Source organism: Mycolicibacterium neoaurum ATCC 25795 (assembly GCF_000691525.1).
Classification (GTDB): domain Bacteria; phylum Actinomycetota; class Actinomycetes; order Mycobacteriales; family Mycobacteriaceae; genus Mycobacterium; species Mycobacterium neoaurum.
In genome coordinates, this window is sequence record NZ_JMDW01000009.1 from 239044 (window position 1) to 251367 (window position 12324).

A 12324-nucleotide genomic window follows, 5' to 3' on the forward strand; every position below is an offset into this window, starting at 1 on the left:
GATATAAACACCCGCGTCATTTTCCGTTCGTCACCGTGACGGCGTGCACGCCCCAGATGTCATCGCAATATTCAGCGATGGCCCGGTCGGAGGAGAACTTGCCGCTGCGGGCGGAGTTGAGGATCGACATCCGCGACCACGCGTCACGATCCTGCCAGGCGGCACTGACCCGGTCCTGGCACGCCACATACGAGGCGTAGTCGGCGAGTACCAGGAATGGATCGTCGTAGGTCAGGTTGTCGATCAGCGGCCGGAAGACCTCGGTGTCCCCGTGCGAGAAATGGCCGCCGGCAATCAGATCGAGGACGGCCCGCAGCTCCGGGTCCGCGTCGATATACGACGACGGGCGGTAACCACTGCGCTTGAGTTCCTCGACCTCCTCGACGGTGAGCCCGAACAGGAAGAAGTTCTCCGGACCGGCCTCGGCGCGGATCTCGACGTTCGCACCGTCGAGCGTGCCGATGGTCAGCGCGCCGTTCATCATGAATTTCATGTTGCCGGTGCCCGAGGCCTCCTTGCCTGCGGTGGATATCTGTTCGGAGAGGTTGGCGGCCGGATAGATCAGGTGGGCGTTCTGCACGTTGAAGTTCGGCAGGAACACCACCTTCATGTACCGATTGACCTCGGGATCGAAGTTGATCATGTCGCCGACGGCGGTGATGAGCTTGATGATCCGTTTGGCCAGGAAGTAACCGGGGGCGGCCTTGCCGCCGAAGATGTAGGCCCGCGGCGCCATGTCGATACCGGGATTGTTCTTGATGCGCAGATATTGGGTGACGATGTTGAGCACGTTGAGGTGCTGGCGCTTGTATTCGTGGATGCGTTTGACCTGGATGTCGAACAACCAGGTCGGATCGAGCTCGACACCGGTCTCGGCGTAGACGAAGTCGGCGAGCCGGGACTTGTTCGCGCGCTTGACATCACGCCACTCGGCACGGAAACCGTCATCATCGATGAAGGCCTCCAGTCCGCGCAACCGGTCCAGGTGGGTCAGCCAGCCGTCGCCGACGGTGTGGTCGAACAGTTGCCGCAGCCCGGGGTTGGAGAGGGCGACGAAGCGGCGCGGGGTCACCCCGTTGGTCTTGTTGGAGAATCGCTCCGGCCACATCTCGTAGAAATCCTTGAGCACGCTGTCCTTGAGCAGCTCGCTGTGCAGGGCGGCAACCCCGTTGATGGCATGGCTGCCCACGGTGGCCAGGTGCGCCATCCGGACCGACTTGGCACCGTCCTCGTCGATCAGCGACATCCGCCGCACCCGGTCCTCGTCACCAGGGAAGCGCGCCCGGACCTCGTCGAGGAACCGGCTGTTGATCTCGTAGATGATCTCCAGATGCCGCGGCAGGCTCTCGCCGAAGATTCCCAGCGGCCACTTCTCCAGCGCCTCCGGCAGCAGCGTGTGGTTGGTATAGCCGAAGGTGGCCACCGTGATCGCCCACGCCGTGTTCCAGTCCAGGCGGCGCTCGTCGACCAGCAGCCGCATCAATTCGGCGACACCGATCGAGGGGTGGGTGTCATTGAGTTGGATGGCGAACTTGTCGGCCAGTTCGTAGATGGACAGGTCGGCCAGATCGTCGACGATGTGCAGGACGTGTTGCAGCGAGCAGGAAACGAAGAAGAACTGCTGCAACAGGCGCAGCCGCTTGCCCACCTCTGGCTCGTCGTTGGGATAGAGCACCTTGGTGACGGTCTCGGAGGTGACCTCCTCCTCGACGGCCTTGTAATAGTCGCCGGTGTTGAAGGCCTCCAGGGCGAACGATTGCACCGCACGCGCGCTCCACAGGGTGAGCACATTGCAGGTCTTGACGCCATAGCCCTGGATCGGGGTGTCATAGGCGACGCCCTGGATGACGCGCTGGGGGATCCAGCGGGCGCGCAGCACCCCGGCGTCATCGTGATAGCGCTCGGTGTGCCCACCCCACAGCACCGGGTAGTGAACATCGGGTTTGGCGATTTCCCAGGGATTTCCGTTGAGCAACCAGTTGTCGGTCTTCTCGACCTGCCAACCGTCCTGCAGCTCCTGGTCGAAGATGCCGAACTCGTAGCGGATGCCGTAGCCGATGGCGGGCCGCTCCAGGGTGGCCAGCGAGTCCAGGTAGCAGGCGGCCAATCGGCCGAGACCGCCGTTGCCCAACCCGGGCTCCTCCTCGCAGTCCAGCACCTCCTCCAGATCCTGACCGAGCTCGGCCAGCGCGGTGCGCGCCGCGTTCTCGATACCGAGGTTGAGCAGGTTGGCACCCAGTTGCGGGCCCATCAGGAACTCCGCGGACAGGTAACAGGTGAGCTTGCTGCCCAGGTCCAGTGACGTCTGGGTGGAGGCGACCCGGTTGTCCTGCATCCGGTCACGCACCGCCAGCGCCAGCGCCCGGTAGTAGTGCTCGGGACGCAGCGCCGCGGCCGGCCTGCCGATCGAGTAGCGGATGTGGTCGATGATGGCCCGTCGCAGCGCGTCGGCCGACAGTCCGGTGCGGCTGGGTTCGTAGGCGGGCGCGGAGGCGGCTACATCGGTCATGATCGAAGTCTTGCAGCCACGCGCGTACCGCGCGCGCTCAATGCGCGTCGGCCCGGTGAACGGATATGAGACGCTGCCGGGATGTCCGGTGTGCCCGAACTCGTCGACGTCCTGCCTCAGCATCGGTTCGACGAGCACGCGCTGACCCGTTTCCTCGGCGAGCACGGTATCGACGGTCCGCTGCAGATCCGCCAGTTCCAGGGCGGCCAGAGCAATCCGACTTTTCACATCGTCAGTCCCACAGGCGAATTCGTGCTGCGCAAGAAGCCGCCCGGTGCGCTGCTGCCCAAGGCGCACGATGTGGGGCGCGAGTATCGGGTGATGTCCGCGCTGTCCGACAGCCCGGTCCCGGTACCCCGGATGCGGGTGATGTGCCCCGACGACTCGGTGCTGGGCACCCCGTTCTTCGTGATGGATCACGTGCCGGGCCGGATCTTCGCCGATCGGGTGCTGCGCGACGGGACACCCGCCGAGCGGGCGGCGGTCTATGCCGACCTGGCCAGGGTGCTGGCCGCCCTGCACACCGTGGACTGGCAGTCGGCGGGGCTGTCCGACTTCGGGCGCCCGGACGGTTATCTGGCGCGCCAGGTGGCGCTGTGGACCAGGACATGGCAGACCGTCAAGGTCGAGGAGTGCGCCGAGATGGATCACCTGGCGGACTGGCTGCCTGCACACCTGCCTGCCACCGACGAGGCCTGTATCGCCCACGGTGACTACCGGCTGGGCAATGTGCTGTTGCATCCGACCGAACCACGCATCGTGGCCGTGTTGGACTGGGAGTTGTCCACCATCGGCCATCCGCTGGCCGATCTCGGTTATGCGGCGATGACCTACCACCTGCCCGGGGACAACGACCCGCTGATGGGGGTCGCGGGGGAGGACCTGACCGGCACCGGCATCCCCGACGAATCCGCCTTCGTCGCCGAGTACTGCCGCCATGCAGGCCGCGAGATCCCGAAGGACCTGCCGATCTTCGTGATCTTCTCGATGTTCCGGTTGGCCGCGATCGTGGCGGGGGTGTGGCGGCGCGGACTGGACGGCAACGCCTCGGACTCGAGGGCGGGTACCGATCTGTTCCGCGACCGGTACCGCAACCTCGCGCAGCGAGCCTGGGAGCTGGCCGGCAGGCTGTGACAAACGCCCGTCGGGTAGTACAGTTCTGGCCGTATGAGAATCGGATTCTCCAGAAGGGATAAGCTCCTCTCATGGATGTTCGGCTGACCAGTGAGCAGCAGCAACTGCGGGACGCGGCCGCCAAGCTCGCCGATGACCTCGGCCCGGGTGCCGTCGGTGAGCTCGAGGACGACCAGCGTGTCGCCCGGCTGGAGAAGACGGTGGCCGCGACCGGGTGGCGGTCGCTGCGCTCGGACGGCGCCTCCGGTGTGGAGGTGGCAATCGTCGCCGAGGAGTTCGGCCGGGGCCTGGTCGACGCACCGTTCCTCGGGCCCGTGCTGGCCGACGATATCGGGCACACCGGCGCGACGATCGTCGTCGGCGACATCGCTCCCGACGCCCGGGGCATCAGCGAGGGCGTGGCGCTCGACGGGCCCACCGTCGGGACCGTCGCGCTCGGCGAGGCAGCCCCCGGCGTCGACCTGACCCGGTGGCGGGCGGCGGCCGGCGAGCTCACCCCGGCCGGCGCGCTCGACGACGAGAAGATGCTGCGCGCGCAGGCGCTCGCGCTGGTGGTCACCGCGGCCGACATCCTCGGCGCCGCCCGCGGCGCCTTCGACCTGGCGACCGACTACGCCAAGATGCGTGAGCAGTACGGCAAGGCCATCGGTTCCTACCAGGCCATCGCACATCTGCTCGCCGAGAGCCTGGTGCTCATCGAGGGCTCGATCAGCATCCTGCGGTACGCGGCATGGGCCGTCGACGAAGAAGAGCCCGCCGTCGCGCTGGAGGCGGCCCGGGTGGCCAAGGTGTACTGCGCGCGATCGGCGCACACCGTCTGCGAGACGTCGATCCAGGTGCACGGCGGTATCGGCAACACCTGGGAATGTGCGGCGCACGTCTACCTGCGCCGGGTGCTGGTCTCCACGGGGCTGTGGCCGGTGGCGTTGAAGGAGATCTCCGTTGGACTTTCGTGACTCCGAAGCCGAACTCGCCTTCCGGGAGCGGCTGCGCGCCTGGCTCACCGAACAGGCGCCCAACTTCCCCAAGTCGACCGAAGAGTACTGGGCGCGGCAGGGTGAGTGGCACCAATCCCTGCACGCCGCAGGTTTTTTCGGCGCAACCTGGCCGAAGAGATTCGGCGGCCTGGAACTGCCCGCGGTGTACGACGTGATCGTCGACGAGGAACTGGCGCGCGCCGGTGCGCCGCCGCGGCCGAGCCTGGGCTACCTGGTCACCGGGCTGGGCCGGCACGGTAGCGCGGAGATCCAGCAGCGCTTCCTGCCCGGCATGATCGACGGCACCGAACGGTGGTGCCAGGGTTTCTCCGAACCCGGCGCGGGATCCGATCTGGCCTCGTTGACCACCACCGCCACCTTGGACGGCGACGACTATGTGATCAACGGGCACAAGATCTGGACCAGCTACTCCGATGTCGCCGACTGGTGTCTGCTGCTGGCCCGCACCGACAAGGACGTGCCCCGGCACAAAGGCATCTCGGCATTCCTGGTCGACATGCACCAGCCCGGTATCGAACAGCGGCCGTTGAAGATGATCAACGGTGTCAGCAACGAGTTCGGGCAGGTGCTCTTCGACGGAGCGCGGGTGCCCGCGACCCAGATGGTCGGCGATCCCGGCGACGGCTGGGCACTGGCGATGACGGTTGTCGGCCACGAACGCGAACCGTCGACGCTCGGGTATGCCGCCCGGTACGAAAAGACCGTTAACCAGTTGGCGCGCAAGGGCGAACCGGGCGATGAATTGGCCTGGGCCACAGTGCAGGTGCAGGTGCTGCGCCAGCACGTCCGCCGCCGGCTCTCCGAACAGCTCGACGGGATATCGCATGGCCCTGAAGGTTCCATCGACAAGCTGTTGATGACGTGGGTCGAGCAATCCGTCGGTCATGCGGTACTGGCACAGACCGGCACCAGCGACCCCGACCTGTTCAGCACGTATCTCTACAGCCGGTCCCAGAGTGTGATGGGCGGCACCTCGCAGATCCAGAAGAACATCATCGCGGGCCGAATCTTGAGAATGGCGGTGTGACATGTACGACATGCCCGACGAGATCCAGGTGGAGGCCGACGGCCCGCTGCGGATCATCACGCTGAACCGGCCCGACGAGCTCAACGCCGTCAACGACGATCTTCATGTCGGTCTGGCTCGCATCTGGAGCCGGCTCAGCCAGGACCGCACCGCCCGCGCGGCGGTGATCACCGGTGCAGGCAAAGCGTTCTCGGCCGGCGGCGACTTCAACTACATCCAACAGATCAGCCAGGATGCCGATCTGCGTGCCAAGACCATCGCCGACGGTCGCGAGATCGTGATGGGCATGGCCCGCTGTCGGATCCCGGTGATCGCCGCGGTCAACGGGCCGGCGGTCGGTCTGGGGTGCAGCGTGGTGGCTCTCAGCGACATCGTCTACATGGGGGAGCGGGCGTTCCTGGCCGATCCGCACGTGCAGGTCGGCCTGGTCGCCGCCGACGGTGGCCCACTGGTCTGGCCGATGCAGATGAGCATTCTGCAGGCCAAGGAGTACGCGCTGACCGGCGCGCGGATCCCGGCGGCCAAGGCCGTCGAGCTGGGGCTGGCCAATCATGTGGTCGCCGATCCACTGGCCGAGGCGCTGGCCGCAGCCAGGAAGATCCTGGAGCTTCCCCAGCAGGCCGTCGAATCCACCAAGCGGATCCTGAACATGCAGCTGGAGCGCCAGGTGTCGATCACCCTCGACTACGCCACCACGGCCGAGGAGCTCACCTTCGGCACCGACGATCTGAAGAACAATGTGGCGAAGCTGTTGCAGGGCAACAAATGAATCAGACCGCGCTCAGATAGCGGCGGGTGATCACCCGCTGGGCCAGGCGGGTCACCGGGCCGCCGAGCTTGCTCCACCACGTCGCGTGCCGGGCGAAGGCGGTCACCTCGGCGTGCACCGAACCGTCGGTGGGGTCGTAGCGCACCGCGAACAGCTCCTCGCCGGTCTCCGGGTGCCCCGGCAGTGTCCCGTAGGCGAAGCCGCGCCGGTCCGGCTCGTCGAGCAGATAGACCACCCGGCAGGGTGCCCGCAACGGCCAGAAGCCCACGGTCACCTCAACCCCGACGGCGGCCGATTCGGCGTCGGCATGCACCAGTACCCCCGCTCCGCGCTGCATGCCCCAGTGCAGGACGGCGTCGGCGGCCTCCTCGAAGCGGGCTCGCCCGTGCCCGATCACCGCGGCGACCCGGACGTGCTGATAACCGGAGGGCAGCGGGCCCTTGGTCGCACCCACCTCGGCATAGGTCAGATCCATCCCTGCCACTATCGCAGGCGCGTGCGCTGCAGCGGCGCGGTCGTGCAATAACGTGACAGCCGTGAGCACCGGCACCGCGCACCCCGGCGGCGGGTTCAATCCGCCCGAGCCGACCGAAAAGGGGGGCCCCGACTACGGACGTTTCGTCGAGGCGGTCCGCACCCTGCAGGATCACGCGCGGGCAGCCGACGCGCCCGACGAGGTGATCAGCGAAGCCGCCGATCTGGTCGAGAAGGTCTCGGCATTGCTGGCGCCCTACGAGGCCGACGAATGGCACTCCCCGTCGGGGCGAAGGCTCGACCTGCCCAATCGGGGCAACATCATGTCGGTCCCGATGGATCTGCGCGTCGCCGACGACCGGGTCACCGGCACCGTGCTGTTCCGTCGTTACCACCTCGGGCGCAACAGTGCCGTGCACGGCGGTGTGCTCGGGCTGCTGTTCGACTCACTGCTCGGGTTCACCACCGCCAAGCTCACCAAGAGCCTCTTTCAGCGCACCGCCCATCTGGGTATCGACTACCGCAAGATCGTTCCCATCGGCCGTGAGCTGCAGGTCGACGCGGGTATCGACCGCATCGACGGGCGCAAGATCTTCGTCAGCGGTCGGCTGCTCGACGGTGCCGAGGTGCTCACCGAGGCCGACGCGCTGTTCGTGCGGCTCAAGCCGGGGCAGCCGTGACCGACACCGGTAGACACGACAAGCGGGCGTGGGCACGGTGGCGGGACAAGCTGCGGGGCCGCCCGGTCGCCGACCTGATCTACCGCACGGTGGTGGGCGTGGTCGGCACCGTTGTGCTGATCGTCGGCATCATCGCCATCCCCTACCCGGGCCCGGGGTGGGCCATCGTGTTCCTGGGGCTGGGAATCCTGGCCACCGAGTTCCGCGCCGCGCAGGTCGTCCTGCATTGGGTGCGTATCCGCTACGACAGGGCGATGGCCTGGTTCGGCAGACAGCACATCGCGGTGAAGGCACTGAGTGCGCTGCTGACGGCGGCCTTCGTCATCGCATCGCTGTGGCTGTTCGGGGCGCTCGCGCTGGTCGGCGGCTGGGTCGGAATCGATTGGTCCTGGCTGAAGAGCCCGATCGGCATCGGGTCGTAGGCATTGCGCTGGCACAACCCCGATAGCATGGTCGCGATTCACTCGAACCGATGAGGAGATCCACCGATGACCGCCGCCGCCAGTAAAGCCCCCGCAGCCCCGATCCGGGTTGCTGCCGGGACTACCGCCGGGGCGGCGGTGCGCGAAGCGGGACTGCCCGAGCGCGGCGCGCCCGATGCCATCGTGGTCGTCCGCGACGCCGACGGCCGGCTGCGCGATCTGAGCTGGACGCCTGATAGCGATGTGGACGTCGAGCCGGTGGCCGCCGACACCGAGGACGGCCGCAGCGTCATCCGGCACTCGTGTGCCCACGTGCTGGCCCAGGCGGTGCAGGAACTCTTCCCGCAGGCCAAGCTGGGCATCGGCCCGCCCATCACCGACGGCTTCTACTACGACTTCGACGTCGCCGAACCGTTCACCCCCGAGGACCTGGCCAAGCTGGAGAAGCGGATGGCCAAGATCATCAAGGACGGTCAGCTGTTCTCCCGGCGCGTCTACGAGTCCAAAGAGCAGGCGCGCGAAGAGCTTTCCGGTGAGCCCTACAAGCTCGAACTGGTCGACGACAAGTCCGGCGCCGACGACCCCGAGGTGATGGAGGTCGGTGGCGACGAGCTGACCGCCTACGACAACCTGAATCCGCGCACCAAGGAACGCATCTGGGGCGATCTGTGCCGCGGTCCGCACATACCCACCACCCGCTACATCCCGGCGTTCAAACTGACCCGCAGCAGCGCGGCCTACTGGCGCGGCAATCAGGCCAACGCGAGTCTGCAGCGGGTGTACGGCACCGCATGGGAATCCCAGGACGCCCTGGACCGCCACCTGGAACTGATCGAGGAGGCCCAGCGCCGCGATCATCGCAAGCTCGGCGTCGAGCTGGACCTGTTCAGCTTCCCCGACGAGCTCGGCTCGGGTCTGCCGGTCTTCCACCCCAAGGGCGGCATCATCCGCAAAGAACTGGAGGACTACTCGCGGCGCAAGCACGAGCAGGCCGGCTACCAGTTCGTCAACACCCCGCACATCACCAAGGAAAACCTGTACATCACCTCGGGACACCTCGAGTGGTACGCCGACGGCATGTTCCCGCCGATGCAGATCGACGCCGAATACAACGAGGACGGCACGGTCCGCAAGCCCGGCCAGGACTACTACCTCAAGCCGATGAACTGCCCCATGCACCATCTGATCTACCGGTCCCGGGGTCGTTCCTACCGCGAACTCCCGTTGCGGCTCTTCGAGTTCGGTTCGGTGTACCGGTACGAGAAGTCCGGCGTCGTGCACGGCCTGACCCGGGTGCGCGGGATGACCCAGGACGACGCGCACATCTACACCACCCGCGAGCAGATGCGCGACGAGCTGACCTCGCTGCTGCAATTCGTCCTCGACCTGTTGTCCGACTACGGACTCGACGATTTCTACCTGGAGCTGTCCACCAGGGACCCGGAGAAGTCGGTGGGTTCGGACGAGCTGTGGGAGGAAGCCACCGCCACACTGCGTGAGGTGGCCGAGGCCTCCGGGCTGGACCTGGTGCCCGATCCCGGGGGCGCGGCCTTCTACGGTCCCAAGATCTCGGTGCAGGTCAAGGATGCGCTGGGCCGCAACTGGCAGATGTCGACGATCCAGCTCGATTTCAACATGCCCGATCGCTTCGAATTGGAGTACACCGCACCGGACGGCAGCCGACAGCGCCCCGTGCTGATCCACCGCGCGTTGTTCGGTTCCATCGAGCGGTTCTTCGGGGTGCTCACCGAGCACTACGCCGGCGCGTTCCCCGCGTGGCTCGCGCCGGTGCAGGTGGTCGGGGTGCCCGTCGCCGATGCACATCTGCCGTACCTGGAAGATGTTGCCGCCCAGCTTCGTTCCCGCGGGGTGCGGGTCGAGGTCGACGGCAGTGACGACCGGATGGCCAAGAAGATCGTCAACCACACCAACCAGAAGGTGCCGTTCATGCTGCTCGCCGGCGACAAGGACGTCGATGCGGGAGCGGTCAGCTTCCGATTCGGTGACCGTACCCAGGTCAACGGGATCGCCCGTGATGCCGCCGTCGACGCGATCGTGGACTGGATTGCCCGCCGCGAGAATGCAACTCCCACCGCGGATCTGCTGTCGGTGCCGACATGACCGAAGCCTCCGACGGCAACGACGCGATCATCGACACCGGCGTCGGTGACCCGGACCATCTGCAGCGGCTGTGGACACCACACCGGATGAGTTACATCGCCGAGTCGCCGATGAAGAAGGGTTCCGGTTCGGCGCTGTCGAAGGAGCCGTTCACCGACATTCCTGCGATGTCGGACGAGGACGGCCTGATGGTGGCGCGCGGTGAATTGGTGTACGCGGTTCTCAACCTGTACCCGTACAACCCCGGCCATCTGATGGTGGTGCCGTATCGGCGGGTGTCCGAGCTGGAGGATCTGAGCAGCGCGGAGACCGCCGAGCTGATGGCCTTCACCCAGAAGGCCATTCGGGTGATCAAGGCGGTATCGCGCCCGCACGGGTTCAATGTCGGGCTGAACCTCGGCACGTCGGCGGGCGGATCGTTGGCCGAACACCTGCACATGCATGTCGTGCCCCGCTGGGGCGGGGACGCCAACTTCATCACCATCATCGGCGGGTCGAAGGTGATCCCGCAGCTGCTCAGCGAGACACGCACACTGTTGGCCGACGAGTGGGCCAGGCAGGCGGAGCAGTCCAGGCCATGAGCAACTTCTACCTGATGACCCGGGCGGCCTACACCAAGATTTCGGGACCGGTCGCCAGGGCGGCGCTGCGGACCGGCCTCACCCCGGACAGCATCACCATCCTGGGTACGGCCGGCTCCATCGTGGCGGCACTCACGCTGTACCCGATGGGGCAGCTGTGGTGGGGCTCGGTGGCGGTGTTCTTCTTCGTGCTGGCCGACATGCTCGACGGGGCGATGGCCCGAGAACGCGGCGGCGGAACGCGATTCGGCGCCGTGCTGGACGCGACCTGCGACCGGCTCAGCGACGGTGCGATATTCGGTGGACTGGTGTGGTGGGCGGCCTTCAGCGCCCACAACACCGCGCTGGTGGTGGCCGCTCTGATCTGCCTGGTCACCTCCCAGGTCATCTCCTATATCAAGGCCCGCGCCGAGGCCAGTGCTCTGCGCGGTGACGGTGGCATCATCGAGCGCCCCGAACGGCTGGTCATCGTGCTGATGGGTGCCGGGTTCGCCGGGCTCTTCGGATTGCCGGTGTTGCTCGACATCGCCATGTGGCTGCTCGCCGCGGCCAGCCTCGTCACGTTGGCGCAGCGGTTACATGCCGTGCGGACCTCGCCGGGGGCCATGGAGCCACTGCCGACCGCGACCCCGGCCGGACCCACCGAGGACGGTCAGTGAGCACGCCGTCGGCGGGACTGCCGAATGTACGCGGCTTCCGGGTGCCCCTCGGAGGCCAGCTGTCCGACCTGGGTTACGCGGCCGGTTGGCAGCTGGTGCGCGCCATGCCGGAGTTCGCCGCCCGCAACATGTTCGACGCGGGTGCGCTGTACGCCGCGCGCGGCGGCGGGCCCGCCCAGTTGCGCAAGAACCTGGCGCGCGTCATCGGTGTGCCACCCGCGCAGGTGTCCGACTCCCTGGTGCGCGCCTCGCTGGCCTCCTACGGTCGGTATTGGCGCGAGGCGTTCCGGTTGCCGTCGATGGATCACGTCGCGGTGGCCGCGCGGGTGCAGGAACGCGTCGAGGGCCATCACCACATCGAGACGGCGCTGGCGGCCGGCCGTGGCGTGGTTCTGGCGCTCCCGCACAGCGGTAACTGGGATATCGCCGGGGTGTGGTTGACCAACACCTACGGCCGATTCGCCACCGTTGCCGAACGTCTGAAACCCGAGTCGCTGTACCAGCGTTTCGTCGACTACCGGGAAAGCCTGGGTTTCGAGGTGCTTCCGCTGACCGGCGGCGCCCGTCCGCCCGCCGAGGTCCTGGCCGACCGGTTGCGTGCCAACGGCCTGGTGTGCCTGATGTCCGACCGGGACCTGACCCGGTCCGGGGTGCAGGTCGAGTTCTTCGGTGAGGCCACCCGGTTGCCGGGTGGGCCGGCCAGGTTGGCGTGTGAGACCGGCGCCGCCCTGCTGCCGGTGCACACGTGGTTCGAGAACGACGGTTGGGGACTGCGGATGCACGCCCCGCTGGATACCTCTTCCGGAGATATCGGTGCCATCACCCAGGAGTTGGCGCGTCACTTCCAGTCCGGTATTGCCGAACATCCCGCGGACTGGCACATGTTGCAGCCGCAGTGGCTCGCCGATCTGTCGGCCGAACGCCGCGCTCGCCTCGAAGGACGCTAGGGG

The 12324-nt window shown here is 67.0% G+C and carries 12 protein-coding genes; 10 read left to right on the plus strand and 2 right to left on the minus strand.

Going from position 1 to position 12324, the window contains the following annotated elements; translation table 11 throughout:
* Window positions 1-16: 16 nt before the first annotated feature.
* The gene (locus IC40_RS0113145; protein ID WP_030135165.1) at window positions 17-2509 is read right to left on the minus strand and encodes a glycogen/starch/alpha-glucan phosphorylase; all 2493 of its coding nucleotides are present in this window, start codon (window positions 2507-2509) and stop codon (window positions 17-19) included.
* Window positions 2510-2590: 81 nt separating this feature from the next.
* Here IC40_RS0113145 and IC40_RS0113150 point away from each other — a divergent pair, with 81 nt between their 5' ends.
* The 4 genes from IC40_RS0113150 to IC40_RS0113165 all read left to right on the plus strand — a co-directional run bounded on the left by IC40_RS0113150 (window position 2591) and on the right by IC40_RS0113165 (window position 6437).
* Complete coding sequence (locus IC40_RS0113150) at window positions 2591-3643, plus strand: phosphotransferase family protein (RefSeq protein WP_030135166.1); 1053 nt, start codon at window positions 2591-2593, stop codon at window positions 3641-3643.
* A gap of 71 nt (window positions 3644-3714) precedes the next feature.
* On the plus strand, window positions 3715-4599 hold the full coding sequence (locus IC40_RS0113155; protein ID WP_030135167.1) for an acyl-CoA dehydrogenase family protein: 885 nt from the start codon (window positions 3715-3717) through the stop codon (window positions 4597-4599).
* Window positions 4586-5668, plus strand: a complete 1083-nt coding sequence (locus tag IC40_RS0113160) for an acyl-CoA dehydrogenase family protein (protein ID WP_030135168.1) — start codon at window positions 4586-4588, stop codon at window positions 5666-5668. Before IC40_RS0113155 ends, IC40_RS0113160 begins: the two co-directional genes overlap by 14 nt.
* Before the next feature lies 1 nt (window position 5669).
* A complete protein-coding gene (locus IC40_RS0113165; RefSeq protein WP_030135169.1) occupies window positions 5670-6437 on the plus strand; it encodes an enoyl-CoA hydratase/isomerase family protein in 768 nt (255 codons plus the stop codon).
* A gap of 1 nt (window position 6438) precedes the next feature.
* On the opposite strand, the gene IC40_RS0113170 is transcribed toward IC40_RS0113165, so the two are convergent.
* Window positions 6439-6912, minus strand: a complete 474-nt coding sequence (locus IC40_RS0113170; protein ID WP_030135170.1) for a DUF1990 domain-containing protein — start codon at window positions 6910-6912, stop codon at window positions 6439-6441.
* A gap of 61 nt (window positions 6913-6973) precedes the next feature.
* Here IC40_RS0113170 and IC40_RS0113175 point away from each other — a divergent pair, with 61 nt between their 5' ends.
* The 6 genes from IC40_RS0113175 to IC40_RS0113200 all read left to right on the plus strand — a co-directional run bounded on the left by IC40_RS0113175 (window position 6974) and on the right by IC40_RS0113200 (window position 12321).
* The gene (locus IC40_RS0113175) at window positions 6974-7591 is read left to right on the plus strand and encodes a PaaI family thioesterase (RefSeq protein WP_030135171.1); all 618 of its coding nucleotides are present in this window, start codon (window positions 6974-6976) and stop codon (window positions 7589-7591) included.
* Window positions 7588-8013, plus strand: coding sequence for a TIGR02611 family protein (locus IC40_RS0113180; protein ID WP_030135172.1), 426 nt, complete (start codon window positions 7588-7590; stop codon window positions 8011-8013). Before IC40_RS0113175 ends, IC40_RS0113180 begins: the two co-directional genes overlap by 4 nt.
* A gap of 66 nt (window positions 8014-8079) precedes the next feature.
* A complete protein-coding gene (thrS, locus tag IC40_RS0113185) occupies window positions 8080-10134 on the plus strand; it encodes a threonine--tRNA ligase (protein WP_030135173.1) in 2055 nt (684 codons plus the stop codon).
* Window positions 10131-10715, plus strand: a complete 585-nt coding sequence (locus IC40_RS0113190) for an ATP adenylyltransferase (protein ID WP_030135174.1) — start codon at window positions 10131-10133, stop codon at window positions 10713-10715. Before thrS ends, IC40_RS0113190 begins: the two co-directional genes overlap by 4 nt.
* The gene (gene pgsA / locus IC40_RS0113195) at window positions 10712-11374 is read left to right on the plus strand and encodes a phosphatidylinositol phosphate synthase (protein WP_030135175.1); all 663 of its coding nucleotides are present in this window, start codon (window positions 10712-10714) and stop codon (window positions 11372-11374) included. Before IC40_RS0113190 ends, pgsA begins: the two co-directional genes overlap by 4 nt.
* Window positions 11371-12321, plus strand: a complete 951-nt coding sequence (locus IC40_RS0113200; RefSeq protein WP_081843430.1) for a phosphatidylinositol mannoside acyltransferase — start codon at window positions 11371-11373, stop codon at window positions 12319-12321. Before pgsA ends, IC40_RS0113200 begins: the two co-directional genes overlap by 4 nt.
* Window positions 12322-12324: the final 3 nt, after the last annotated feature.

Excerpts from the sequence above, each read along its gene's own strand:
- IC40_RS0113145 (WP_030135165.1), bottom strand. The coding sequence starts at position 2,509 with ATGACCGATGTAGCCGCCTCCGCGCCCGCCTACGAACCCAGCCGCACC.
- IC40_RS0113150 (WP_030135166.1), top strand. The coding sequence starts at position 2,591 with ATGTCCGGTGTGCCCGAACTCGTCGACGTCCTGCCTCAGCATCGGTTC.
- IC40_RS0113155 (WP_030135167.1), top strand. The coding sequence starts at position 3,715 with ATGGATGTTCGGCTGACCAGTGAGCAGCAGCAACTGCGGGACGCGGCC.
- IC40_RS0113165 (WP_030135169.1), top strand. The coding sequence starts at position 5,670 with ATGTACGACATGCCCGACGAGATCCAGGTGGAGGCCGACGGCCCGCTG.
- IC40_RS0113170 (WP_030135170.1), bottom strand. The coding sequence starts at position 6,912 with ATGGATCTGACCTATGCCGAGGTGGGTGCGACCAAGGGCCCGCTGCCC.
- thrS (WP_030135173.1), top strand. The coding sequence starts at position 8,080 with ATGACCGCCGCCGCCAGTAAAGCCCCCGCAGCCCCGATCCGGGTTGCT.
- IC40_RS0113190 (WP_030135174.1), top strand. The coding sequence starts at position 10,131 with ATGACCGAAGCCTCCGACGGCAACGACGCGATCATCGACACCGGCGTC.
- pgsA (WP_030135175.1), top strand. The coding sequence starts at position 10,712 with ATGAGCAACTTCTACCTGATGACCCGGGCGGCCTACACCAAGATTTCG.